The organism is Pseudomonas sp. FG1 (genome assembly GCF_034313875.1).
GTDB classification, from domain to species: domain Bacteria; phylum Pseudomonadota; class Gammaproteobacteria; order Pseudomonadales; family Pseudomonadaceae; genus Aquipseudomonas; species Aquipseudomonas veronii.
The window spans coordinates 4,335,378-4,358,984 of sequence record NZ_JAVIWP010000001.1 but is presented as its reverse complement, the minus strand read 5'-3'; the positions used below and the strand labels follow the sequence as shown (position 1 = coordinate 4,358,984).

Below are 23,607 nucleotides of genomic sequence, written 5' to 3'. Positions count from 1 at the left end.
TACTTTGGTCTGGCATGACGCTGGCTGGAGGCTGGAAGCGGCCTGAGGTCATTGCGCCAGACATCAAAGCGCCTTACGGTAGTGGCCGCATAATCTCACCGAGGAACCCAGCCCGATGCTGCCTTCGTCCCAAAAACCCTACGCCAACGTCGTACTCGCCCGTCAACAGCAATGGCGGGGTCGTGTCGGCATGATGCTGGTGGCCAGCCTGTCTGTGCTGGCGGGCATGACCGATGCCATTGGTTTCATGGCCAGTGGCGACTTTGTCTCATTCATGAGCGGCAACACCACGCGCCTGGCAGTAGCGATCAGCGAAGGTGACCTGGGCCTGACCGGGCGCCTGCTGTTGCTGGTCGCGACCTTCGTGGTCGGCAACGCCTTGGGTATCGTGGTCAGCCGCATGAGCGGCCGTCACGCCCTACCCCTGCTGCTGTGCATCGCGGCGCTGCTCTGCGGCGGCGCGCTGTGGCCGTTCGCCGATATGCTGCCCGCCTTGCTCGCGGCGATTGTGGCGATGGGCATGCTCAATGCCGCGGTCGAAGAGGTCAACGGCTTGCCGGTGGGGCTTACCTATGTCACCGGCGCGCTGTCACGCTTTGGTCGCGGGTTGGGGCGCTGGTTGCTGGGGGAGCGTCGCAACGGGTGGCGCGTGCAGTTGGTCCCCTGGACGGGGATGTTCATCGGGGCGGTGATCGGGGCGTTGCTCGAGCACCGCATGGGCTTGGGTGCGCTGCTGGTCAGCGGGGCGCTGGCTGCGGTTTTGGGCCTGGTGTCACTGAAGATCCCCCGGCGCTGGCACTTGGGTTATATGCCGCGCTGATGACCTGGGAGGCTCGCCCGACGTGACGGCCTCGACATCCGTGTACTGGTAAAGAGCTATTACGTCGAGCGAGCGGGGGAATCATAGGACAATGCCCTGCGACTGTCCCGCAGGGCATTTCCTAAAAGCACTACGGCAACAGATTACAGACAAGTCGCAAGTGCGGCCAAACGGCGCTTGGCGACCATGGAGTCTTCGGCGGTGTAGTAATCGACAGAGGAACCGGCCCCTGCGCTGCGCACGTCGGCAAAGTAATCGCCGCCGGTGGTGTACACCGTGAAACCGCCCGCCCCGATCGGCTCCTTGAAGCCGCCGGCGTCGACACCAAACACCGCCTCGTCCTGCCAGCCGAACTGGATACATTGGGCAACCACCAGCGCAGCCTTGTCCGACGCCAAGGTCTTGTAGGGCGTGCCGGTGCGTGCCGCGTTCATTTTCGAGCCCGCGCAGCCGGCCAGTGCTGCCAGTACCAATGCGCCAATTACCAGTTTCCGCATGCCATCGCTCCTTGGAAAAAAACGCGACTCTACCATTAGCAGGCGACACTCACGGATTATTACGTCACCCTGTCGCCTACTTGCGAGTTCGCTTCTACCTGGAAAACCGATGACACCCAATGCCGAACGCTACAACCCATCCACCGACTATGCCGACAAGCTGATCAGCCGCATCGGCCAGACGCCCACGTGGATCGCCAAGCGCATTGGCGTGACGGACAAGCGCATTCGCTACATTCTCGACGGCGAGCGCACGGTGAAAGGCGAAAGTACGCCGATCCAGATGACCTACACCGAGCAGTTCGCGCTGGAGTGCCTGGCGGCCGAGGCCAAGGCGAAAAAGAAGCCGACGCCGCCCACCGAATGAATTTAGTTTCACTGTGACAGCAGAACGCGCCACCGATAATGGCCGGGCTCACTTTTAGAAGTCTCCTTCAGCCCGCTCTCCCGCGGGCTTTTTTTCGCCTATGTGTTTAGAACCACCAGCGAAACAGGTAGAACAACGCCATGCTCAACAGCACGGTGAGCAGCACATTGCGCGTCCAGACCATCAGCGCCACCGCGCAGATCCCGGCCAGCAGGTAGGGGTTGGCCGGGCTCAGGTTGAGCCGGTGGTCGGCGAAGAAAATGATCGGCCCGCAAATCGCCGTGAGCATGCCCGGTACCGCGAACCCGAGAAACTCCCGCGCACCACGGGTGAGCCGCACGGGCAGGCGCGGTTCGATAAACAGGTAGCGGTTAAAAAATACGATCAAACCCATTGCAACAATCATCACAAAAATCATGCCTGCCCGACTCCCAATCGTTTGCAGGCATACCCTGCACTCATGCCCAACACACCCGATACCACCACGGCCGACTCCCACTGCAGGAAGCTCAAGCCGACCGAGCACAACAGCGCCACCGCCACGCACACCACGGTGGGCACATCGCGCACCACGGGCGTGATCAACGCGATAAACGTCGCGACAATCGAGAATTCCAGGCCCAGGTGTTCGAGCCCCGGAATGCTCTTGCCCAGGACAATGCCGGCGAGGGTGAACAGGTTCCAGGCGATATAGAACGTCAGGCCAACACCCAGCGCGTACCAGCGGTTGAAGGTTTCGCGGTCGTACTGGCTGACCAGGGCGAAGAACTCATCGGTCATCAGGAAACCCAGGCTCATGCGCCAGCGCGGTTTGAGCACGGACAATGTGGGGCGCAGATGCATGCCGTACAGCAGATGTTGTGAGGTCAGCAGCAAAGTCGTGAGCAAGATGGAGATCAGGCTGGCGCCGCTCTTGACCATGCCGATGGCCACCAGTTGCGCGGCACCGGCAAACACGATAGCGGAAAGCCCCTGGGCTTCGAGCGGGGAAAAGTGCGCTTCGATGGCCATTGAGCCCGCCAGCAAGCCCCAGGGCGCGCACGCCAGGGATAACGGAATGACAGCAATCGCGCCACGGGCGAAGGCGTAGTGAGGTAAAGCAGTAGGCATGGGAACCGCTCATCGACAGACGGACGACAAGCATGCCAGCGCAATATGCAGGTTGTCTTGAACGATCTTGCTCAGGCGAGCCTTACCGACACCAGTTCCACCGAGTCCCGCGCTTCGCGCAGTTCATAGGCGTCCTGGTTGAGGCGGTGGATGGTATTGAGCAAGCGCTGGCGCAGCACTTCATCGCCGAGTTTTTCGACGGCACGCATCAGATCGAACGCCGCGGTTTCGTTATTTTCCGCGACGGAATCGAGGGTCTTGCGCAGATTGCGAGTGGCACGGGTCACGCGTGGTATTCCTTCATCAGCTATGGGCAGGCACTTTAGGACATTTGTGTTTCATTTTAATTTCAATCACTTGTGGCGTGTTTCCAGACATTTGATCCATATCAATTGAAACAGGATTTGACTGAAATATATGGAAATACGTATATTCGGATATGCCTATACGAGCAGGCCTTGACCGTGTCAGTCCCTTTCTCACCTCCAACCCTATTCAAATGCCTGGCCGATGCCACTCGCGTGCGAATGACCTTGCTGATCCTGCGCGAAGGCGAACTTTGCGTGTGCGAACTGATCCACGCACTTGACGACAGCCAGCCGAAAATCTCCCGCCACCTCGCGCAACTGCGCAACAGCGGGTTGCTGCTGGATCGTCGCCAAGGGCAATGGATCTACTACCGCATCAATCCGGCACTGCCCGACTGGGTGACTCACGTGCTGGACACCACCCTGCAAGCCAACCAGCCATGGTTGCAAAACGACGCGCTGCGTCTTGATGCAATGGGCGACAGACCACAACGAGCCAGCACCTGCTGTTGAGCCACCGGAGCGTTTATTCATGCTTGTCGCAATTGCGATTTTTATCTTCACCATCATCCTGGTCATCTGGCAGCCCAAAGGCCTGGGTGTCGGCTGGAGCGCGACCATGGGCGCGATCCTCGCACTGGCCTGCGGCGTGATCAGCCTGGCAGACATCCCGGTGGTGTGGCACATCATCTGGAATGCCACCGGCACCTTTGTCGCGCTGATCGTCATCAGCCTGTTGCTGGACGAGGCCGGGTTCTTTGCCTGGGCTGCGCTGCATGTGGCCCGTTGGGGCCGTGGTCGCGGCCGGCGGTTGTTTGCCTACATGGTGCTGCTGGGCGCGCTGGTGTCGGCGCTGTTTGCCAATGACGGCGCGGCACTGATCCTCACGCCGATTGTGATGTCGATGCTGCTGGCGTTGCGTTTTTCCCCGGCGGCGACCCTGGCGTTCGTCATGGGCGCTGGGTTCATCGCCGACACGGCGAGCCTGCCGCTGGTGGTGTCGAACCTGGTGAACATTGTCTCGGCGGACTATTTCAAGATCGGCTTCAATGAATACGCAGCGGTGATGGTGCCGGTGAACCTGGTCAGCGTCGCCGCCACCCTGGCGGTGCTGTTGTGGTTTTTCCGCCGCGATATTCCGCAGACCTACGACCCGGCCGACCTGGCGGCCCCGGCCAGCGCCATTCACGACCACGCGACTTTTCGCGCCGGCTGGTGGGTGCTGGGTATCCTGCTGATCGGCTGCTTTGCCCTGGAACCGTTGGGGATTCCCATCAGCGCGATCTCTGCAGTGTGCGCGGTGTTGCTGCTGGTGATCGCCGCCAAAGGCCACAAGATTTCCACGCGCAAAGTGCTCAAGGAAGCGCCCTGGCAGATCGTGATCTTTTCCCTGGGCATGTACCTGGTGGTCTACGGGCTGCGCAACGCCGGGCTGACCACATACCTGGCGACCTGGCTCGACACCTTCGCCACCTACGGCGTATGGGGCGCGGCGATGGGCACCGGGGTGCTGACGGCATTGTTGTCTTCGGCAATGAACAACCTGCCGACCGTGTTGATCGGTGCGCTCTCCATCGAATCCAGCCATGCCGCGGGCGTGGTCAAGGACGCGATGATCTACGCCAACGTGATCGGCAGCGACCTCGGCCCGAAAATCACCCCCATCGGCAGCCTGGCCACCCTGCTGTGGCTGCATATCCTGGCGCGCAAAGGCATCACCATCACTTGGGGTTACTACTTCAAGGTCGGCATCGTCCTGACCTTGCCGGTGTTGCTGATCACTCTCGCCGCCCTCGCCTTGCGTCTTAGCCTCTGAAGGACATACGCCAATGAAAGTCTTGTTCATGTGTACCGCCAACAGCTGACGGAGCATTTTGTCCGAAGCGATGTTCAACCACCTGGCGCCAGAAGGGTTTGAGGCGGTCAGCTCCGGCAGCTTCCCCAAGGGCCAGGTGCTGCCCCGCAGCCTGAGCACGTTGCAGGCGGCAGGCATCCGCACGCAGGGCTTGTACAGCAAGGGCAACGACGCCTTTGAAGGCAGCCCGCCGGATGTGGTGATCACGGTGTGCGACAAGGCCGCCGGTGAAGCCTGCCCAGTGTATTTCGGCCCGGCGCTGAAGGCGCACTGGGGGTTGGCAGACCCTTCGGATGTCGGGCGACGAGGCGAGCATCCAAGCCGCATTCGACCCGAGCGGCTTGCCATTACCCGATGATGCCCCGCGTGAGCATCCGAAGGTGCAGGAGCTGTTGGAACGGATGCAATGGTCGGAAGGCCAGGTCTGGTGTTCCCCTGAACGACACGGTTCGATGTCGGCGGTGTTCAAAGCGCAAATCGACTGGGTGCCGTTGTCCTTGGGCGCGGTCCGCCCGACCCAGGGCAAAACCCTGGCGGTGATGCAAGTGTGCGGCGGTTCCCAGTCCTTCAACACGGTCAACCAACTGCGCGTACTCGGGCGTTGGATGCGTATGTTCACCATCCCCAATCAATCCTCGGTGCCCAAGGCGTTCATGGAGTTCGATGATCAGGACCGCATGAAACCCTCGGCGCTCTATGATCGCGTTGTCGACGTGATGGAGGAACTGGTGAAGTTCACCGTGCTGCTGCGTGATCGTCCGGATTTGGTCGACCGCTACTCGGAGCGCAGGGAAAGCGCCGAAGAACTGTCGCAACGGGTCAATCAACGGTCGATCTGAGCCTGGCTGACGGCGTATGCTCACGTCCATCCCATGACTGAGCCGACCCCATGAGCACCCTGCAACACGCCTGGCTGGGCGACTACGAAATCAACAGCGTCCACTGCTCCGGCCTGACCTTTGCCCGCCACAGCCACGACGAATGCGTGATCGGCGTGAACTTGGTGGGCGAAGAAAACGTGTGGCTGGACCGCCGCGAATTCGTGGCTGGGCCAGGCGCCATCACCTTGTACAACCCCGGGCAGATTCAGGGCGGCGGTGCGGCGGAAGGCGCGCCGTGGCAGTTTGTCAGCCTGTACGTCAGCGCCGAGCAATTGGCCGCCGACCTGGGGTTGGCGCATGTCGAATTCGATCGATCGCTGTGTTTCCAGCCGGATCTGGCGCGGCGCCTGGCGGTTGTGGCAAAAGGCGCATCGAGCGGCGACGTTCTGGTCCGCGAGCTGAACGAAGACGCCCTGGTTGTGCTGCTGGGAGAAGTGGTCGGCCTCAGCGGCGTGCGCTTGCCCGGCAACGCGGCAGCCGGCAAAAGCCTGATCGGCCGCGCCCAGGAATTGCTCGCCGCACAGTTGCATCAATCGCTGCCCCTGGACCACCTCGGCGAGGCGCTGGGGTTGTCCAAGTTCCACCTGCTGCGCACCTTTCAAAAAGAGACCGGGCTCAGCCCTCGCCAGTGGGCCATGCAATTGCGCACGCGCCGCGCCAAAGGCCTGTTGCGCAATGGGATGGCGGCCGGCGAGGTCGCCCATCAGCTCGGTTTTGCCGACCAGAGCCACCTCAACCGGCATTTCCGCGCCGCCTATGGCCTCACGCCTGGCCGCTATCAGAGTGTGGCGAAACGCTGAACAGCACAATCTGGTCCAAGACAACGTGTGCGTGCGCCAGCACACTGCCCGCCATCACTTGATGGAGCATAGGGATGCTGGCGATCTTCTTTTACGCACTGGTATTCGGTTTTGTGTTTTGCCTGTCCCCCGGCGCTGTGCTGGCGGAGACCTTGCGCCGCGGTTTGCAACACGGTTTCACCCCGGCATTGTTGGTGCAGGTCGGTTCGCTGGTCGGCGATGCGGTGTGGGCCGTGATCGGCCTGACCGGCATCGCGCTGTTGATCCAGCATGACGCCGTGCGCGTGCCGCTGACCCTCCTCTGCGCGCTCTATCTCGCCTGGCTCGGCGTGCGCAGCCTGCTCGACGCCTGGCGTTTGCCCGCAGCCGACAGCGCACCGGCCGGCTCCGGCACGAATGCGCTGGCGGTGGGCGCAGCCATTTCGCTGGCCAACCCGAAGAACATTGTGTACTGGGGGGCGCTGGGCAGTGCGTTGTCGGGCATCGTCGGGGCTACGCCCAGCCACACGCAGACGCTGATGTTTTTCGGCGGTTTCATGCTGGCCTCGGTGCTGTCGTGTTTTCTGACGGCCGCACTGGTCAATCTGCTGCGCAAGAACGCCTCGCCGACCTGGCAACGCATCAGTTACGCGGCGTGCGGTGTGGTCTTGATCTATCTCGCCGTTCTCGCCGCGCAAGGCATATGAAGTTATATATGCCCGGTAACTTGTGAATATGTTTTATCTGAATAGACTCTGAACACTTGGCAATTTAATTAATCATGCGTTGACATTCCGCAACCGGCTGAGTAGATTGCCCCTGCCCGCAATTGGGGCCTTTTTTAAACCTCACAAAAGAAGCCAATGGACACAGTATCTAGTCGCTGTCCGAGCACCGCGTTGGCGGGCATCGGGCGCCCAACCCAGAAGATGACAGGACTTGCCTCTCCGGTCCGGTAAGCTGCGCTAGAGCTTGTGCTCCACCGTAACTGCCTCGCCGGTCGCCCGTCCGGTCCCGAGGTGTGTTATGACCTTCCAAACCTTTGTTGTAAAAGATGTACGAACGCTGGCCGCGACCCTGCGGGCCAAGCTGTGCCGAGCGCCCGCAGGCGTTTGTGTTGCCCGCCCAACCTTTGCCGTACCCTCCCCTCGAATGCGCCCGGCCCATCCGCTGGCGCACTGGCGTGCCTGCCCGACGACTGGCCGACTGCAGCAGCATTGGGCTCACGCCGACCCTCAAGACCCACAGAGACGTAACGTTTCCAACCTGGCTGAAGCCCGCCTGATGCCCGCTCTTTACCTGGGCACTCGCGCCGCTTGACCGCTTGGAAACAGCAACTTTCTGATCAATACCCTGGAGTTCTTTTATGAACCTTTCCAGTAGTAGCCCGCTGCGCGCTCAGTAACTAAGGCGCACTTAGCGGGCCCATTGAAAGTTATTCAACACCTTATTTGAACCGATCGCGAAGTCCGCGGCTCGGCATGCTTTCGCTCGCCTGTCATCAGGTCAGTACCGGGTATGTTTTGTCGAGAACTGGCGACAGGAGTACACACCATGAGCGCCGTAAAAAAACCGCCACAGCCCAACAAAAACCGCACCGACGCCGACACTCGGCTATCGATGCGGGCCGCCCGCGAAGCCCATAACGGCCTGTCGGCCACCCTGGCCAATGTGCGAGCCACTCTGGATGGCCTGACCGAGTTGGATGCCACTGCACGCCTGCAACGGCAAGGCCATAACGAAGTCGCCCATGACAAGCCGCCTCACGCATTCATCCAGTTCCTGCAGGCGCTGAACAATCCGTTTATCTATGTGCTGCTGACGCTGGGCGCGATCAGCTTCGTCACCGATTACTGGTTGCCGTTGCAGGCCGGTGAAGAAGTCGACCTGACCAAAGTCATCATCATCATGACCATGGTCCTGCTCAGCAGCCTGCTGCGGTTCTGGCAGGAGCACCGTTCGGCCAAATCCGCCGAAACGCTCAAAGCCATGGTCCGCACCACCGCCACCGTACTACGCCGCGAACAGGTCGGCGCCCAGCCAACCCTGCGCGAAGTGCCGATGCGCGAACTGGTGGCCGGCGATATCGTGCAACTGTCGGCCGGCGACATGATCCCGGCCGACATCCGCCTGATCGAATCGCGTGACCTGTTCATCAGCCAGGCGGTGCTGACCGGCGAAGCCTTGCCCGTGGAAAAATACGACACGCTGGGGGACGTGACGCAAAAGTCCGCCAGTACCCTTGCCGCCGACCAGGGCAACTTGCTCGACCTGCCGAACATCTGCTTCATGGGCACCAACGTGGTCAGCGGCCGCGCCAAAGCCGTGGTGGTGGCCACCGGACCGCGCACCTACTTCGGCTCGCTGGCCAAGGCGATTGTCGGTTCCCGGGCGCAGACCGCGTTTGATCGCGGCGTGAACAGCGTCAGCTGGCTGCTGATCCGCTTCATGCTGGTGATGGTGCCGATCGTGTTCTTCCTCAACGGTTTCTCCAAGGGTGACTGGGGCGATGCCTTCCTGTTTGCCCTGGCGGTCGCCGTCGGCCTGACCCCGGAAATGCTGCCGATGATTGTCAGCGCCAACCTGGCCAAGGGCGCCACCGCCATGGCCAAGCGCAAAGTGGTGGTCAAGCGCCTCAACGCGATCCAGAACTTCGGTTCGATGGACGTGCTGTGTACCGACAAGACCGGCACCCTGACCCAGGACAAGATCATCCTCGAACATCACGTCAACGCCTTTGGCCAGCGCGATGACGCGGTGCTGTCGCTGGCCTGGCTCAACAGTTATCACCAAAGCGGCATGAAGAACCTGATGGACCAGGCCGTGGTGCAGTTCTCGGCACAAAACCCCAAGTTCCAGGCGCCGTTTGCCTACAGCAAGGTCGATGAATTGCCGTTCGACTTTGTACGCCGTCGCCTGTCAATTGTGGTCAAGGACGCCGCCGGCGACCATCTGCTGGTGTGCAAGGGTGCCGTGGAAGAGATGCTGAGCATTGCCACGCACGTGATCGAAGCCGGCGCCGCGGTGCCGCTGGATCAGCGGCGTCGCGAGGCGTTGCTGGCGATTGCCAATGACTACAACGAAGACGGCTTTCGCGTGCTGGTGGTGGCCACCCGCAATATCCCGAACGCCTTGGCGCGCCGGCAGTACACCACCGCCGATGAGCGCAACCTGGTGATCCAGGGGTTCCTGACCTTCCTTGATCCGCCGAAGGAAACCGCAGGCCCGGCGATTGCGGCGCTGCAACAGATCGGCGTAGCGGTAAAAGTGCTGACCGGCGACAACGCCGTGGTCACCAGCAAGATCTGCCGCCAGGTCGGCCTCGACCCAGGCCAGCCGCTGCTCGGCGTGGACATCGAAGCAATGGACGATGCAACCCTGCAGCGCCGCGTGGAAGAGCGCACGGTGTTTGCCAAGCTGACACCGCTGCAGAAGTCGCGGGTGCTCAAGGCCCTGCAAGCCAACGGCCACACTGTCGGTTTCCTCGGTGACGGTATCAACGATGCGCCGGCGCTGCGCGATGCCGACGTGGGGATCTCGGTGGACAGCGGCACCGACATCGCCAAGGAATCGGCCGACATCATCCTGCTGGAAAAGAGCCTGATGGTGCTGGAAGAAGGCGTGCTCAAGGGCCGCGAAACCTTCGGCAATATCATGAAGTACCTGAACATGACCGCCAGCTCCAACTTCGGCAACGTGTTCTCGGTGCTGGTGGCCAGTGCGTTCATTCCGTTCATGCCGATGCTGGCGATCCACCTGCTGCTGCAGAACCTGATGTACGACATCTCCCAACTGGCCTTGCCGTGGGACAAGATGGACAAGGAATACCTGGCCAAGCCACGCAAGTGGGACGCGAAGAACATCGGCCGCTTCATGCTGTGGATCGGGCCAACCTCGTCGATCTTCGACATCACCACCTTTGCGCTGATGTGGTACGTGTTCGCCGCCAACAGCGTGGAGATGCAGACCCTGTTCCAGTCCGGCTGGTTCATCGAGGGCCTGCTCTCGCAAACCCTGGTGGTGCATATGCTGCGCACCCGCAAGATCCCGTTCTTCCAGAGCACCGCGGCATGGCCGGTGTTGCTGATGACCGGTGTGGTGATCGCCCTGGGGATCTATGTGCCGTTCTCGCCGCTCGGCACCCTGGTGGGCCTGCAACCGCTGCCGCTGGCGTACTTCCCATGGCTGGCAGGCACCTTGCTCAGCTACTGCTGCGTGGCTCAACTGATGAAGACGATCTACATCCGCCGCTTCAAGCAGTGGTACTGATCACTCCCGCCGTTCAGACGGTGGCGGTCGCTCGGCGGCCACCGTGCATTACAAGGATTTCAAGCATGCGCGTGTTGATCTGTGCAGGTCGTCATTACGCCGACACCCAACGTTCCCGCCACGTGCTGGACGCTTACCACCGCCTGCGCCCGGTGCAGGTATTGATCCACGGCGGCAACCAGTTCCTCGGCAGCGAGATCGAGGAGTGGGCGCGGGAAATCGGCATCGACGTGGTGCGTTATCCGCCCAATTGGCAACGCCACGGCAAGCAGGCGGAACGCCAGCGCAACCATTTCATGCTGACCGACAGCCGCCCTGATGTGGTCATCGCCCTGCCCGGTGGCGATGACACGTCAGAGCTGGTCTGTCAGGCCAAAGCCAGCGGCATCTCGGTGCTGACCGTAGAAAGCTGAATTCAAGCGAGGCACAACATGTACAAAAAACACCGCCAACCCTCGGACAGGGTTACCCGCTATCGAGGCGCTCGCCAAACCCTCTTGTTGTTACCGCCAGCCAAACGGCGGGCGTTACGGCGCAACCTGATGTTTATCGGGCTTACACTCAGCGTCGTCCTGCTCATCAGCCTACTCTCGAAGGCTTTCGCGGCCGGGGGCGCTTATGCAGTCGACGACGGCGCGATCAATGCGCCGGGCGAATGCAACGTCGACGCCTGGCACAGCGCCCACCGACACGACGGCGGCACGCACAATGAGACACTGTCGCCTGCCTGCACCTTCGAGGCCCTGCCCGCCGTGCAATGGGGCGCGGCATTGTCACGGGCCAACCGCGAGACGCAAGTGAGCCCGCAAGTGAAGGCGCAAGTAATGTCACGTCAGGACCTGCGCCTGGAGATAGCCGTGTCCGCCAGCGCCCACGTTGCCCTGGACCGGCGACATGCGTTTGATGGCGCGGACTTCAACGTGCCGTTGACGTGGCAACCGCTGGAGCCCCTGCGACTGAACCTGAATGCCGGCTGGACCCACGCGTATGACGACGGCGAACAAAACCAGCGTCTCACATGGGGCGCCGGCGCCGAATATCGGGTAGCGCACTCGTTGACGCTGATTGTCGAACGCTACGGCCAAAAAGGTGCTGAGCAGGCCTGGCAAGCGGGGCCGCGGTTCCACCTTGGGCCGTTGATCGACATCGATGTGGTGGTTGGGCGCAGCCTGGTCGCTGAACGCGCGCAATGGTTGACCACCGGCGCCACGTTGCGTTTCTAGGCGTCACGCCTTCGCAGGGGTGGCGTCCTCTGGCGGAACCCGATGACCGCGGGGTGGGCACGCCTTATGATGGCGCCATCGCGCCGCCCAGACAGAGAGAAAGCCCGTGAACCGTATCGAACAGATCGCCCTGATGGCGACCTACAACCAGTGGATGAACCGTAAAGTCTACGACGCGGCCGCGAAGCTGACGGACGCCGAACTACGGATGGACCGCCGCGCATTTTTCGGCTCGATCCTCGGCACGCTGAACCACCTGACACTGGGCGACACCGTGTGGCTCAAACGCTTTGCCCAGCACCCCGCCAGCCATGCGGCGCTGGCACCGTTAAGCGGCATTGCCGCGCCCACCGATCTCAAGCAACTGGCCTTCGCCGACCTGCACGAACTGGCCACCCACCGCGCCTGGCTGGATCGACTGATCATCGACTGGGCGCAAAGCCTGCGCGAGCCTGACCTCGACCTGCGCCTGCATTACCACAACATGCGCGGGGTCGCGGCAGACAAGCCGTTCTTTGGCCTGCTGGTGCATTTTTTCAATCATCAGACCCACCACCGGGGCCAGCTGACGACACTGCTGACCCAGGCCGGACACGATGTGGGCGATACCGACCTGCTCGCGCTGATCGACTGAACTCAGCGGGCGCTGAACTCGGCGTAAGCCTGCAACAATCGTGGAAAATCCTCCGGCCCGGGCAATTGTGCAAAGTGCTCGACCGCCGGCGTCGTGGCCCAGGGCAATTTCTCGCCGGTCCAGGTTTCCATGAACGGCGGATAATCCTCGGCATTCTCCAGCATCGTCGCACGCACATTGACGAACTCATCGATGCCATGGGGCCGTGTAAACAGCCAGCTCATGCAGTGGGGGCAAAAGTAATGGCGGTCCACGCCATGCATGCCGCCGATCACCGGGCAACCCTGGGTCACGGTGAACGCGCTGGCGGGAATCAGCGCACTGAGGGAGAACGCGCTGGCGGTCATCTTCTGACAACCGGTGCAATGGCAGGCCATGGTGATCACGGGGGGCTGGCTCACACTGAAGCGCACGCGGTTACAACGGCAACTGCCTTCACGAGGCAGGTTCTCGACGCTCATCACTCACTCCTTTTTATGATTGGACTTGAGGCAGGGTAACGTCGAGCCTTGCTGTTGAGAAGGGCCAGGCCCGTAAACCGAACGCTGCGACCAGCACGGGGTCGTAATTGTAGGTGTCGGGATCAATCGCAGCCCGCCCTCCCCGCGTGCATTGTGGATCTGCAGATGCGCGTATACCCAAGAAGGAGACGCTTACATGGTCATTCACTTCAAGGTCGCCGGGCACTTAGCCTGCGGCCATCACGGCGGCAGCCTCCCCTCCAGCACCGAGCTGAACCGCGTCAAATGCCGAACCTGCCGCAACACCGAGGCCTACAAGGAAGCGCGCCGCACCCAGCGCAACGCCGCCCGCCGAGCTTCGCGCGCAGCCAAGACCCACACCTCCAGCGACTGGCGCAGCGCCTGGGCGCAACACTTGACCGACCTGCCAGGGTTGCAGCGCCTGCCACGCGGCTTCAGTGGTCAGCCCTTCGTGTAGTCCCAAACAGCAGAAGCCCCGGTTGCGCCGGGGCTTGGTTCTGCTGAATCAGTCACTCAGTCATCATTGGACCCCGGCCTGCCACGCGCCTTGCGCACCGACAGCGTGGCCGCATAGGCCAGCGCCTGCTCGCGGGAATCGAAGGACGCCAACCGGTCCTGAGCCGTACACACCCGCCACGGCCCGAAATTGACCTGCACGATGTCATACCCATTCAGATGCAGCTTCTTGAGTGTTGGAGCGCTCATAGTCACCTCGCTTTTCCTGAGATTTCCAAGCGTTGCACGGCCTACCTTACACCCGCATCCAGCGCCGTTGCGGACCGCATGTCGCAGCGGCTTATGCCCAAGGCCGCCACTGCTGAGTCGTCCACTCTGAAGCAGCGTGACGGCGTATTGCCGCACCTGTCATTTATGAGGCGTATTCGCCGGCCCTGGGAATCTTCGGCTTTTGCTCAAAAGCCGATGTAGATCACTGATCTATCGAGCTTTTTCATCCCGATGTTTGTGCAAGAAAGGCAACCTCCGACCTTGCGCCCTGGCGCCCGGATCTATATATTCCCAACCCTGCTGCACCGCGCTGCCGCCCGAATGGCGAAACTGGTAGACGCATGGGACTTAAAATCCCCCGCTCGTAAGGGCGTGCCGGTTCGATTCCGGCTTCGGGCACCATAGATATCAAGGGCTTGCATGATGAACTTCATGCGAGCCCTTATCTTTTTTATTCCGCAATTTTCAGACCTGTTCCGCAACTCTCCATTCCCCGGCGTCCTGCCGACCGAACACCAACGCCTATTTTGAAACACTCCTCACATACGCCTGGCACGCCCACAGCGCGATCAATCCTTGATCGCCGTCACCGGTGATGGCGAGAATTCGTTGAGCACTCGGTGACGGATGGTCCGGGCCACGGCGATCCGTCCGTCCAGACCTGCACCACGGACCTCACGCCAAAGGGGGGCGCGCCAAGATATCCCGGTCTTTTCCGGTTGCAGTCATACTTTTCTCCCTACGAAAAAACCCCGCACAACGGCGGAGATTAGAGGTGAACAGCAGCTTGGTTTACGTGGGCGCGCGGTGCAGTACCAAGATGAATATTGGCAATACAGCTATTGCGACAACGAGTTCCCGCACCGTTATTATTTGACAGCCTCTAGATGGGGCACATCGCTATCATCTGCGCCAAATTACGCATAGCAGAAGGAGCGTGTTAATCGTGTTGAGACCCGCCAAAACTACCAATCGCCACGGATGGGTTTGGGTCTACAGAAAAATCAGACACCTTGGATTCTCTCGTTTTACTGCTTTTTACAGGGTCAGCCTCTACGTTCTACGAGGAGATACCGGAACGTTCAGGTTCAAATATGGCTGGCAAAAATTCCGCTTCCGCCGTTAATTACGGATGGCGCCGGGCTTAAAGGTTTACGCCCGACGCATGCCCTCATGCGAACTTAAAATCCCCCGCTCGTAAGGGCGTGACGGTTCGATTCCGGCTTCGGGTACTATGGATATCAAGGGCGTGCATGATGAACTTCGTGCAGCCCCTTTTTTTTGAGCCGCAATCATCTGTCCGGCTCCGCAATTCCCCATTCCTAAGCGTCTGGCCAACCGAACACTAGGTCTTTCGCCATGCCCTCACTTTGTAGCGCAAGGTTCTGAACTTGCCGCCCAATACATCTATTACAAACAAATACCCCACGACAATCACATTATTCTTCCGTGCATTTTTCTTGCGCCTGACCGCTTCGGCTCGAGAGATAAAACCCACCCCGCCGCACCGGCCCACCTGTTCTTTAGTGAAGTTGAGAGTCATCCTTATTTGACTCACAAACCCTGCGGCCAGGTGGAAAACTTAGTTACGCGAAGTATTAGCATTTACATCATTACGATCAGACCTAAATACCGATAAATAGGCACTTTTATAACTCATCGCACCTTGCTTTAATTGAGGCAGACGCCTTACCCTCCAACCCCGATAAAAAGCGCAACCAGTACTAAGTTATGGCGCGTCTTACCGCGCGAGACGAGTATCAATTTCAATTAGAGAAATACACATGAATCATCAACAGATCTCTGAACAATCTGAAGACGAGGAATATAGTCAAGTCGCCCGCGCAGCGGCAGCCTCGCGATGCACTTGGATGAGCGTCATCGTCAATATCGCGCTGTCGTGCACACAGATTGTCGTAGGCGTGATGTCAAAATCCCAGGGGCTTGTAGCCGATGGTATTCACTCGCTATCAGACTTGATCGCCGATTTCGTAGTGCTGTTCGCCAGCCACAAAAGCAAGGAGGATGCCGACGAAGGTCACCCCTATGGGCATCTGCGTTTCGAGACCGCCGCATCCATGGTATTGGGCATACTGTTGTTGATCGTGGGCGTGGGCATGATCGGTTCTGCAGTGTTCAAGCTTGAAACCCCTGAATCGATTCCAACGGTACACATTGCAGCCTTATGGGTTGCCATCGCAGCGCTGGTGGCCAAGGAGCTGCTGTTTCGCTTTATGCTGCGGGTGGCCAAAAAAGTTAAGTCTAGTCTGTTGGTTGCCAATGCCTGGCACGCAAGGTCCGACGCCGCCTCCTCCTTGGTTGTCGGCATAGGTATTGTGGGCAATCTGGCGGGCTACCCGATTCTTGACCCGATTGCTGCGCTGGTTGTTGGAGGCATGATCGCCAAGATGGGTTGGAGTTTCACTTGGGATTCATTGCACGACCTGATGGACCGATCGGCTGATGAGCAGGAAGTCGAAACTATCCGCAATACGCTTAAAAATACCCCCGGCATTAAAGGTGTACATGATCTACGCACTCGAAAAATGGGGGACATGATCATTGTCGACGCTCATATCGAAGTGGATGCCTCAATTACCGTTGAGGAAGGTCATGCCATTGCAGTTTGCGCAAGGGAAAATGTGATGCAGATTCATCGTGTTTTGAATCTTATGACGCATGTAGATCCCTGGCACCGCCCCGACCTTGATCATTAACCTGGCGCGACGCCGGCAACACGATCCGCCGACAGGGATAGGGCAAAAGCAACTCGCCAAGCATCACAGACATATCACGAATTTTTCACACAACACTTGATTGTCCAAGTACCGAAACAAACTTAAGCCTGCGAAATACTCTCAATTATTTTTATTCATGAGCGCTTTAACCAGAACGCTTAAATATTGAAATAACAGGCCAATAGTATTAATTCAAACCACCATCACTTAATGCTGAGACGCTCGGTTTTGAGATTCGTACTACCCCCAACCCCATGCTTTCTCACGGCACTAAACAAGCGCAAGTTCGCGTCATCGACAGGAGCAGAAACCGAGTGTATCGGCTGGGGTGGCTACCAGGCGCCGGAGTGAATTATTACTTTTTCAACAACAATGCTTTCCAGTCTTTGGGATTTATCAAAATCGCCATAGGCATAAACTAAACACAGCTTCCAAACAAAGCGACGAAGCGCGAATCCATAGGGTCCAAGCAAACCACCCTCCCGCGCCTCGTAGAGCCTTCGGCCATAGCCAATCCGACTGAAGACGTAAATCGTTTGCATCGTTGGGACACTGAAAAAATGAAACTGTTTAAAATGTTGATTGCTGCTTCTTTTGTAATGCTGGGTAGCCAGATGGCGTTTGCCGATGAGCCTGCCGTTGAGCAATACAGCTACAGCTCGCACCTCGACATTGCCAAAGTGATTCACATGGACTCCATCCCTGACAATGTCTGTGCCGTAGTCCCTGTCCAGATGACCTACCTGGACCACCAAGGTCACGTACATGTCATGCAATACAGTGTCATGGCTAACGGTTGCTCCAACAGCTAACAGAGTCCCGACAAAGCCTGCCTGATGACAGGCTTGTTAAAACGCCCCACAGGGGCAAGCTGGGGGAAGTTCCCAGCACTATTTCCCGCCCTCTGCATCGGTGATGCAGACTAACCCCGCCCAGTGCGGGGTTTTTTATGCGCCGACAAAACCAAGCCAAGCCCAAGGAGCGCCAACTGCTGAAGCGGCGCTGCTCGATGAAAAGGCCTGGAACACGTCCAGGCCTTTTTCGAGTCGAACAACACTCGATTGCGTTCTATCAGCCAGATTGATCGGGTGTCACGTCATCCCGAGGTTGAGCCCACTCTAAGTTACGGTCGCCGGCATCCTCCAACGCCATCCGCCTATTCGATACGACGGTATCCAAGTTGTTGACATGGATCGCCTTGTTTCACCTGACTGAACTTACATCGTATTTAGCGGCAAGTGCTTTGACCTGTGCCAAACAAACTAACGGCGAAGTCTCTTCACGGCTGCCGCCTTCGGCAATAATTGCGAATTTCCACGCATCAAGATCCATCATGTGTTGGGCTCTGACGCGTCGGACCTTCTTGTGATCGCTCTTTATATAATGTATCTCGTAATCTGCCTGCATAAGTACCTGGCATTGTCTTTGATTATCACTCTTGCGTTGAATGTGCCGCGACGGAGCCCCTCAGCTTTTGAAGTGACAATCAAGCCAGTGGTCCAGCTCAGAGGCGGAATGGCGTTCGCGCGCGGGCACGTGGGCCAGGCTTTCCGCGACCCGGAGTCTGTTTTCCGGGCTCGTGTCATAGCCTCTGGTTATTAAGAAGATCTCAATATACTCGGAGGGACTAATGACTTTACTGTCGCCCACGAGAACCGCTTTTACATTGGCTTTTTCGTGAAACTGGTTTTTATACGTATATTCCAATTGGCTCACCTTTTTAAGAGGGAATTTATTTCCCTACTTCAAATATGATCCTGTTTTTGCGGATCGACTCCAAAGTCAGCTATTTTATTTTTTAATGGAGAGTGATTTAACAGTCAAAAATGTAACGTTCTTTATATGGCTCTTCAGCGCACAAAAACAGGAGGCCCGCGTGGCGCTGTCGTCGATAGCCGGGGAGTTCGATATACCCAATCAACAACGACCTATTGAGGCACTCTCCAGTATCCGGCACACTCCCGCGACTCTTGGAAAAAGGAATTCACCGATGCCATTCTCATTGGAAGAAAGAACAGCGTTGCTCGCACTCAAGGGGGTAGGCCCCACGGTGATTACCCGGCTTGAACAGATGGGCATTGAATCGCTGGACACACTCAGCCAATCCAACGTGGGGGACATCCTCGCCCAAGCCTCTGCGGCATTGGGCTCGACGTGCTGGAAGAACAGCCCACAAGCGCGCGCGGCCATCACTGCGGCCGTGGCGCTTGCGAGACGCAACCCGCAGCGGTAAACGCGTTCAAGCGCCTCCCCCAGGGGTTGCTTGCTGACTACCTGCGCGGTCTAGCGTGGCTTCATCGCAGACAGCACGATTGATTCAACGAGACGCCGAGCAGCGACAAACTTGTGTTCGCTTGGCGTACTCCACTCGTTGTAGAGCACCGGGCCTTTGTCACTCACCCAGACATCGCCATCTTTCAGAATGCGGAACGCCCAGATTTCTGGCCACGCTTCTCTCCCCTGCTCGTCCAGCGTGTGCTTGCGAAGCACCACGCGACCAAAGGTGCCGCTGCCCTCATTGGCATAGAGCAGATTCGCTCTGATCAGGCCGAAATGACCTTCAAGCTGGAAGTAACCCTCTGGCGGAACGGTAAAGCTCACGCCAAAACGGCTGTGCGTAGATGTGAAGAGTTCAGAAAGACGCGTTCGCAGGCCTTCAGTGTACTTGGCGACTTGCTCGATATCCTGGACGACATGTCCGATACCATTCAGCGACTCTTCAGCATATGCATCAAACAACATGGTCGGGTTTCCTTTATGGCTGGATGAGCGTCGTGTCGGGTTGCCCTCAACCCGTGTGCCAACCTGCACCCAACCAGTTTGGCGGCTCGGTGCCGGTCATCACTTGATCTGCGCTAAAGCATCGGCGAACTGCTGACCACTCGCAACGCCAACCCTTCATACGCGTCCAGGGTAATGGTGAACGCCCCTTCGGCCGTCAGATCGCCCTCGACCCGCTCATTGATGATGTCCACCACCGGCCCCGGCGCGATATTGGGCAGGTGCAGGGTTTCGGTGATCGGCGTGCTGCCGAAGTTCAACGCGGTGATTTGCGTGCCTTTACCGGCCGGCAGTTCGTGGACCATGACCAACAAGCCAGGATGTTCGACGTCCGGCACCAGGATCTGGCGACTGGCCGCGATGTCATAGGCACGGCGCACAGCGAGGATTTTCTGCAACTGGGAGGCGAACGAGTCCGGGTCCTGCAATTGGCGGTTGAGGCTGCCGTACAGGGTTTTCGAACGCGGCATCTGCCCCGCCGAAAGCTCGGCCTGCGGGTTCAGGTCCACCAGGTCGTAGGCGCCGCGGTGTATCCAGCGGGTATCGCCATCAGTCATCAGGTGCGCGACGTCATCCGCCGCCAACGGTAATGCCCCGACCAGGTCCCAGCCGGACAAGGCGAACACGCCGGGCTGCATGGCGTTGTACATCACCAGGAGCAAATGGATCTGGCGAATCTGCTCGATATCGGCCGGCGTGATCGCCGCAAGGTCACGAATGCCGAGGGCCGCCGTGATGATGCTGGCGGTGGTGCAGGACACGCCATTGGTGACGAACTTGAGGTTGTACGGCGCATGTTCGCCGGCCAGGCGCTCGTACATCTGCTCGCGGATATGCTCGCGCAGGATGTTGCCGGGAAATGTCTGACCCTGGTAGAGGAAACTGTCATGGGCATGCAGGGTCCAGAAATGCACGAGTTCCAGGGTCAGTTCGTCATGGTTTTGCAAGGCATGGATCAGCGAGCCGGGGTCGATGCCGAGGTTGTGCATCTGGCGCAGCATCAGGCGCAGGAACTCCGTGTCGCCCATCAGCAACGCATGCTGATAGGCCGGACGCGTGATGAAGTCGTAGGAGAGATCAGCACCGCCGTGGGACATCGACGCGATGTCGTCCAGCGTCAGGTTCAGTTCCTGGAAGCTGAAACCGCCAGCCTTGCGAATCGCGCCGCCGAGCAATTGATTACCGGTGATCGACAGCGGATGGCTTTCCGACCAGGCCGTGCCGTCGAGCTTGCGCTCCACACCGAGGAAACCGTTGGCGTCCAGGCGCAGGATCTTGGCGCCCATCACATCGATCGCGTGCAGCGCATCGCCAATGATCATCTGCTGCGCGGCGAAGGATGGATCGAGCCAGTTAAGCGACGGTTGGCCCTCCTTGAAGTAATGCAGGTAGACCCAGCGCCGCGGCTTGCCATCGACGCCGATGACCACCGGCGTGGTGCTCCAGTCGGTTTCCTTCACGCCAGGCTCGAAGAAAATCACCCGCTGCAACTGGCCGACGATGTAGTGTTTATCGCGCAGCGCGTCCACCTGCAGCGGGCTGAGGTTCTGGGCATCGCGCCCGTCGGCGACCTCCGGCAGCAACGGCCAGTCTTCCTCGCGGATTTCCACCATGTGGTAGAGCCCCGGGTAGTCCTCGTAGGCCATCTCGGCCAGGCGGAAATCCGCGCCCTTGCCGGTGTGCGAGGGGATCACATCGTCGATGATCACCGCATTGTGGGCCGCCGCCATGCGTGTCAGCGCCTGCAACTGCGCCTCGGTGCCCAACTGCGGGTCGATGTCGAAGCTGATGCGGTCGAAATTGCCATCGATGGTCGGCGTGTGTTCCGCCCCGGCCAAGCCGCCGGACTTTTTCAGCGGACCATTGTGAATACCCTGGATACCGATCTTCGACAAGGCATGCCACAGCGCCTCATCGCCCAGCGCTTCGAGCACCGTGCCGTTTTCACGGGTGACAATCGACGCCGGGTACGCGGTGAACCACACCGACGACAAGGCCGAAGCGTCACGCGGCCGGGTATGTGCATACGGCTGTTGCCACAGGCGCCCTTGCCCCGAATAGAGCTTGGCGCGCTGGCGCGCCGCGTGCAGCATCGACTGTTGCACCAGCCAGTTCACATGATCGTTGTCAGCCGCCGTCATAAGCCCATTACCTGTCGTCGTGAAAAGGTTACTCGTAAGCATAGGAGCGGCGAGCGGGGCTATTCGTTGCATCGCAATGCCGGCGGTTAGCCCAACTGACGGTACTGCCTCGGGGTAAATCCCGTCGACGCCTTGAACTGGCGGCTGAACGCACTGTGGTCGGTGTAACCGCACTGCAGCGCGACGTCGGTGATCGGCAGGTCGCTGTGCAGCAAGCGATGGGCGTGCTCCAGGCGCACTTTCTGGATCATCTGCCGCGGCGTCAGGTGGAACACGCGCTTGCAGTAGCGCTCCAGCTGCGCCACCGAGATCCCGGCGATACGCGTCAGTTCGCCCAAGGTCACGCGCCGATTGAAGTGCGTGCGAATGTGCGCGTCCACGGCGGCCAGGCGTTGGTAGGCGGGGTGGGTTTCGCTGGCCGATTGCAGGTCGACGGAAATGCCGGCCAGGCCGATGATCTGCCCGACGTGGTTGTACAGCGGCCACTTGTGGGTCAGGCACCAGCCCGGTTCGCGGCTGCCATAGAGATGCAACTCGAGCTGATCCGCCAATACAAACCCCTGCTCCAGCACGCGCCGGTCCTGCTCGGTATAACCCGGCCCCAATTGCGCGGGGAACACCTCGGCGCTGGTTTTGCCGAGCAACGGTTGCAGTTGCTTGAGCCCGCAACGCTGCACCAGGGTGCGGTTGGCGAGCACATAGCGGGCGTCGAGATCCTTGATGAAAATCGCGGCATTGGGGATCACGTCGAGCATCGGCAGCAGTTGCATGACGCCGGCCAATAACTGCTCGATACTCTGCGGGCGATTCGCCTCGCGCCCTTGGCACAGGGCTGCAAACGCACTCTGCAACATCACTCCGCCCCCCTCTTTGCGCCTCGACGTCCAACAGATTGCCCCATGCACGGGATGCTGTCGAGCGTAGAAAACTGTGCTGAATTCGTCATCCAACCCGGCGCAAAACATCAATCGTCGCAGCGCTGACGCGTTCACGATATGGCCACTGCATGCCTATCCCATCGGCCAGGCTCACCCCTGAACGGAGCGTGTCATGAAACGACTGCACGTCATCGACTCTCACACCGGCGGCGAACCGACGCGCCTGGTGATGGACGGATTCCCCGCACTGGCCGGCAACAGCATCGCCGCACAACTCGACAACCTGCGCACCCACCACGACGCATGGCGCCGCGCCTGCCTGCTGGAACCGCGGGGCAACGATGTGCTGGTGGGCGCCTTGTATTGCGCGCCGGTCACACCGGGCGCCACCTGCGGCGTGATCTTCTTCAACAACGCCGGCTACCTCGGCATGTGCGGCCACGGCACGATCGGCCTGGTTGCCTCGCTGCACTATCTGGGGCGCATCGAGCCGGGCGTACACACCGTCGACACGCCCGTCGGGCCGGTGGCGGCCACACTGCATGCAGACGGCGCCGTGACCCTGCGCAACGTGCCCGCCTACCGTTTTCGCCAACGGGTAGCGGTGGAGGTGCCGGGGCATGGCGTGGTCCATGGCGATATCGCCTGGGGCGGCAACTGGTTCTTCCTGGTGTCGGAGCACGGCCAGGCGCTGCAGATGGATAACGTCGACGCCCTGACCGACTACACCTGGGCGATGCTCAAGGCCCTCGAACGCCAAGGCATCTATGGCGAAGACGGCGCACTGATCGACCATATCGAGTTGTTCGCCGATGACGCCCACGCCGACAGCCGCAACTTTGTCATGTGCCCGGGCAAAGCCTACGACCGCTCGCCCTGCGGCACCGGCACCAGCGCCAAGCTCGCCTGCCTGGCCGCCGATGACAAACTCGCGCCGGGTGAAACCTGGGTACAAGCCAGCATCACCGGCAGCCAGTTCGAAGGCCGCTATGAATGGGACGGCGAACGCGTGCGCCCGTACATCACCGGTCGCGCCTACATGACCGCCGACAGCACCCTGCTGATCGATGCGCAGGACCCTTTCGCCTGGGGCATCTGAGCCCTGCATGGTTTGACTG

The 23,607-nt window shown here is 59.7% G+C and carries 26 protein-coding genes, 1 tRNA gene and 3 pseudogenes; 19 read left to right on the top strand and 11 right to left on the bottom strand.

The annotated features are described in order from the left end of the window. Positions 1-115 precede the first annotated feature (115 nt). On the top strand, positions 116-820 hold the full coding sequence (locus tag RGV59_RS20015) for a YoaK family protein (RefSeq protein ID WP_017846321.1): 705 nt from the start codon (positions 116-118) through the stop codon (positions 818-820). A gap of 143 nt (positions 821-963) precedes the next feature. On the opposite strand, the gene RGV59_RS20010 is transcribed toward RGV59_RS20015, so the two are convergent. Continuing rightward, the gene (locus tag RGV59_RS20010) at positions 964-1,317 is read right to left on the bottom strand and encodes a hypothetical protein (protein WP_017846322.1); all 354 of its coding nucleotides are present in this window, start codon (positions 1,315-1,317) and stop codon (positions 964-966) included. Between the two features lie 109 nt (positions 1,318-1,426). Between RGV59_RS20010 and RGV59_RS20005 the strand changes: the two genes are divergently transcribed. Further along, complete coding sequence (locus tag RGV59_RS20005) at positions 1,427-1,684, top strand: hypothetical protein (protein ID WP_046489453.1); 258 nt, start codon at positions 1,427-1,429, stop codon at positions 1,682-1,684. Between the two features lie 106 nt (positions 1,685-1,790). On the opposite strand, the gene RGV59_RS20000 is transcribed toward RGV59_RS20005, so the two are convergent. From RGV59_RS20000 to RGV59_RS19990, 3 genes are all read right to left on the bottom strand, one after another. Beyond that, positions 1,791-2,102: an AzlD domain-containing protein gene (locus RGV59_RS20000; RefSeq protein WP_046383547.1), complete on the bottom strand. Its 312-nt coding sequence runs from the start codon at positions 2,100-2,102 to the stop codon at positions 1,791-1,793. Beyond that, on the bottom strand, positions 2,099-2,794 hold the full coding sequence (locus tag RGV59_RS19995) for an AzlC family ABC transporter permease (RefSeq protein WP_046383548.1): 696 nt from the start codon (positions 2,792-2,794) through the stop codon (positions 2,099-2,101). The genes RGV59_RS20000 and RGV59_RS19995 overlap by 4 nt, the downstream gene beginning before the upstream one ends. A gap of 71 nt (positions 2,795-2,865) precedes the next feature. Then, entirely contained in the window at positions 2,866-3,081 is a 216-nt protein-coding gene (locus RGV59_RS19990) for a hypothetical protein (RefSeq protein ID WP_017846326.1), read from the bottom strand. Between the two features lie 177 nt (positions 3,082-3,258). Here RGV59_RS19990 and RGV59_RS19985 point away from each other — a divergent pair, with 177 nt between their 5' ends. From RGV59_RS19985 to RGV59_RS19935, 11 genes and pseudogenes are all read left to right on the top strand, one after another. Then, positions 3,259-3,615, top strand: a complete 357-nt coding sequence (locus RGV59_RS19985) for a metalloregulator ArsR/SmtB family transcription factor (protein WP_046385300.1) — start codon at positions 3,259-3,261, stop codon at positions 3,613-3,615. A 19-nt stretch (positions 3,616-3,634) separates the two neighbouring features. Beyond that, positions 3,635-4,918, top strand: coding sequence for an arsenic transporter (locus RGV59_RS19980; RefSeq protein WP_102617059.1), 1,284 nt, complete (start codon positions 3,635-3,637; stop codon positions 4,916-4,918). Positions 4,919-4,988: 70 nt separating this feature from the next. Then, positions 4,989-5,286, top strand: a pseudogene (locus RGV59_RS19975) (arsenate reductase ArsC); the annotation flags it as partial. Beyond that, positions 5,284-5,796: pseudogene (arsH, locus tag RGV59_RS19970) on the top strand (arsenical resistance protein ArsH); the annotation flags it as partial. The pseudogenes RGV59_RS19975 and arsH, both read left to right, overlap by 3 nt. A 50-nt stretch (positions 5,797-5,846) precedes the next feature. After that, complete coding sequence (locus RGV59_RS19965; RefSeq protein ID WP_102617058.1) at positions 5,847-6,638, top strand: AraC family transcriptional regulator; 792 nt, start codon at positions 5,847-5,849, stop codon at positions 6,636-6,638. A 74-nt stretch (positions 6,639-6,712) separates the two neighbouring features. After that, positions 6,713-7,324: a LysE family transporter gene (locus tag RGV59_RS19960; protein ID WP_017846331.1), complete on the top strand. Its 612-nt coding sequence runs from the start codon at positions 6,713-6,715 to the stop codon at positions 7,322-7,324. Between the two features lie 319 nt (positions 7,325-7,643). After that, the gene (locus RGV59_RS19955; RefSeq protein ID WP_082118869.1) at positions 7,644-7,937 is read left to right on the top strand and encodes a hypothetical protein; all 294 of its coding nucleotides are present in this window, start codon (positions 7,644-7,646) and stop codon (positions 7,935-7,937) included. Between the two features lie 234 nt (positions 7,938-8,171). Then, positions 8,172-10,886: a magnesium-translocating P-type ATPase gene (gene mgtA, locus RGV59_RS19950; RefSeq protein WP_017846332.1), complete on the top strand. Its 2,715-nt coding sequence runs from the start codon at positions 8,172-8,174 to the stop codon at positions 10,884-10,886. Between the two features lie 65 nt (positions 10,887-10,951). Then, the gene (locus RGV59_RS19945; protein ID WP_046383555.1) at positions 10,952-11,299 is read left to right on the top strand and encodes a DUF2493 domain-containing protein; all 348 of its coding nucleotides are present in this window, start codon (positions 10,952-10,954) and stop codon (positions 11,297-11,299) included. 18 nt (positions 11,300-11,317) lie between these two features. Further along, a complete protein-coding gene (locus tag RGV59_RS19940; RefSeq protein WP_102617057.1) occupies positions 11,318-12,109 on the top strand; it encodes a hypothetical protein in 792 nt (263 codons plus the stop codon). Positions 12,110-12,215: 106 nt separating this feature from the next. Then, positions 12,216-12,743 (top strand): DinB family protein, encoded by a 528-nt coding sequence (locus tag RGV59_RS19935; RefSeq protein ID WP_017846335.1) that lies wholly within the window; start codon positions 12,216-12,218, stop codon positions 12,741-12,743. Positions 12,744-12,745: 2 nt separating this feature from the next. Here RGV59_RS19935 and RGV59_RS19930 read toward each other — a convergent pair whose 3' ends face one another. Next, positions 12,746-13,204, bottom strand: a complete 459-nt coding sequence (locus tag RGV59_RS19930) for a GFA family protein (RefSeq protein ID WP_102617056.1) — start codon at positions 13,202-13,204, stop codon at positions 12,746-12,748. A 196-nt stretch (positions 13,205-13,400) separates the two neighbouring features. On the opposite strand from RGV59_RS19930, the gene RGV59_RS19925 reads away from it, so the two are divergent. Further along, positions 13,401-13,682, top strand: a complete 282-nt coding sequence (locus RGV59_RS19925; RefSeq protein WP_017846337.1) for a hypothetical protein — start codon at positions 13,401-13,403, stop codon at positions 13,680-13,682. Positions 13,683-13,738: 56 nt separating this feature from the next. Here RGV59_RS19925 and RGV59_RS19920 read toward each other — a convergent pair whose 3' ends face one another. Continuing rightward, positions 13,739-13,930 carry a DUF2188 domain-containing protein gene (locus RGV59_RS19920; RefSeq protein WP_079443901.1) on the bottom strand — a complete coding sequence of 64 codons (192 nt, stop codon included), beginning with the start codon at positions 13,928-13,930 and terminating at the stop codon, positions 13,739-13,741. A 336-nt stretch (positions 13,931-14,266) separates the two neighbouring features. On the opposite strand from RGV59_RS19920, the gene RGV59_RS19915 reads away from it, so the two are divergent. Then, positions 14,267-14,353 (top strand) — tRNA-Leu (locus tag RGV59_RS19915). 120 nt (positions 14,354-14,473) lie between these two features. Here the strand turns inward: RGV59_RS19915 and RGV59_RS19910 are convergent. Beyond that, a pseudogene (locus RGV59_RS19910) lies at positions 14,474-14,566 on the bottom strand (lysis protein); the annotation flags it as partial. Between the two features lie 1,169 nt (positions 14,567-15,735). Here RGV59_RS19910 and RGV59_RS19905 point away from each other — a divergent pair. Together RGV59_RS19905 and RGV59_RS19900 are read left to right on the top strand one after the other, a co-directional pair. Then, complete coding sequence (locus tag RGV59_RS19905) at positions 15,736-16,668, top strand: cation diffusion facilitator family transporter (RefSeq protein ID WP_017846339.1); 933 nt, start codon at positions 15,736-15,738, stop codon at positions 16,666-16,668. A 596-nt stretch (positions 16,669-17,264) separates the two neighbouring features. Beyond that, complete coding sequence (locus RGV59_RS19900; RefSeq protein ID WP_169884367.1) at positions 17,265-17,501, top strand: DUF2790 domain-containing protein; 237 nt, start codon at positions 17,265-17,267, stop codon at positions 17,499-17,501. Positions 17,502-17,892: 391 nt separating this feature from the next. On the opposite strand, the gene RGV59_RS19895 is transcribed toward RGV59_RS19900, so the two are convergent. Continuing rightward, on the bottom strand, positions 17,893-18,024 hold the full coding sequence (locus RGV59_RS19895) for a hypothetical protein (RefSeq protein WP_256580711.1): 132 nt from the start codon (positions 18,022-18,024) through the stop codon (positions 17,893-17,895). A 655-nt stretch (positions 18,025-18,679) separates the two neighbouring features. Between RGV59_RS19895 and RGV59_RS19890 the strand changes: the two genes are divergently transcribed. Further along, positions 18,680-18,922, top strand: coding sequence for a Pathogenicity locus (locus RGV59_RS19890; protein WP_046383567.1), 243 nt, complete (start codon positions 18,680-18,682; stop codon positions 18,920-18,922). Between the two features lie 50 nt (positions 18,923-18,972). Here RGV59_RS19890 and RGV59_RS19885 read toward each other — a convergent pair whose 3' ends face one another. The 3 genes from RGV59_RS19885 to RGV59_RS19875 form a co-directional block, all read right to left on the bottom strand. Next, the gene (locus RGV59_RS19885) at positions 18,973-19,431 is read right to left on the bottom strand and encodes a hypothetical protein (protein ID WP_017846344.1); all 459 of its coding nucleotides are present in this window, start codon (positions 19,429-19,431) and stop codon (positions 18,973-18,975) included. Between the two features lie 113 nt (positions 19,432-19,544). Further along, positions 19,545-21,611, bottom strand: a complete 2,067-nt coding sequence (gene treS / locus RGV59_RS19880) for a maltose alpha-D-glucosyltransferase (RefSeq protein WP_126585210.1) — start codon at positions 21,609-21,611, stop codon at positions 19,545-19,547. Positions 21,612-21,697: 86 nt separating this feature from the next. Then, positions 21,698-22,465, bottom strand: a complete 768-nt coding sequence (locus tag RGV59_RS19875) for an AraC family transcriptional regulator (protein ID WP_102617052.1) — start codon at positions 22,463-22,465, stop codon at positions 21,698-21,700. A 196-nt stretch (positions 22,466-22,661) separates the two neighbouring features. Here RGV59_RS19875 and RGV59_RS19870 point away from each other — a divergent pair, with 196 nt between their 5' ends. Further along, a complete protein-coding gene (locus RGV59_RS19870) occupies positions 22,662-23,588 on the top strand; it encodes a 4-hydroxyproline epimerase (protein WP_017846347.1) in 927 nt (308 codons plus the stop codon). The last annotated feature ends 19 nt before the right edge of the window (positions 23,589-23,607 follow it).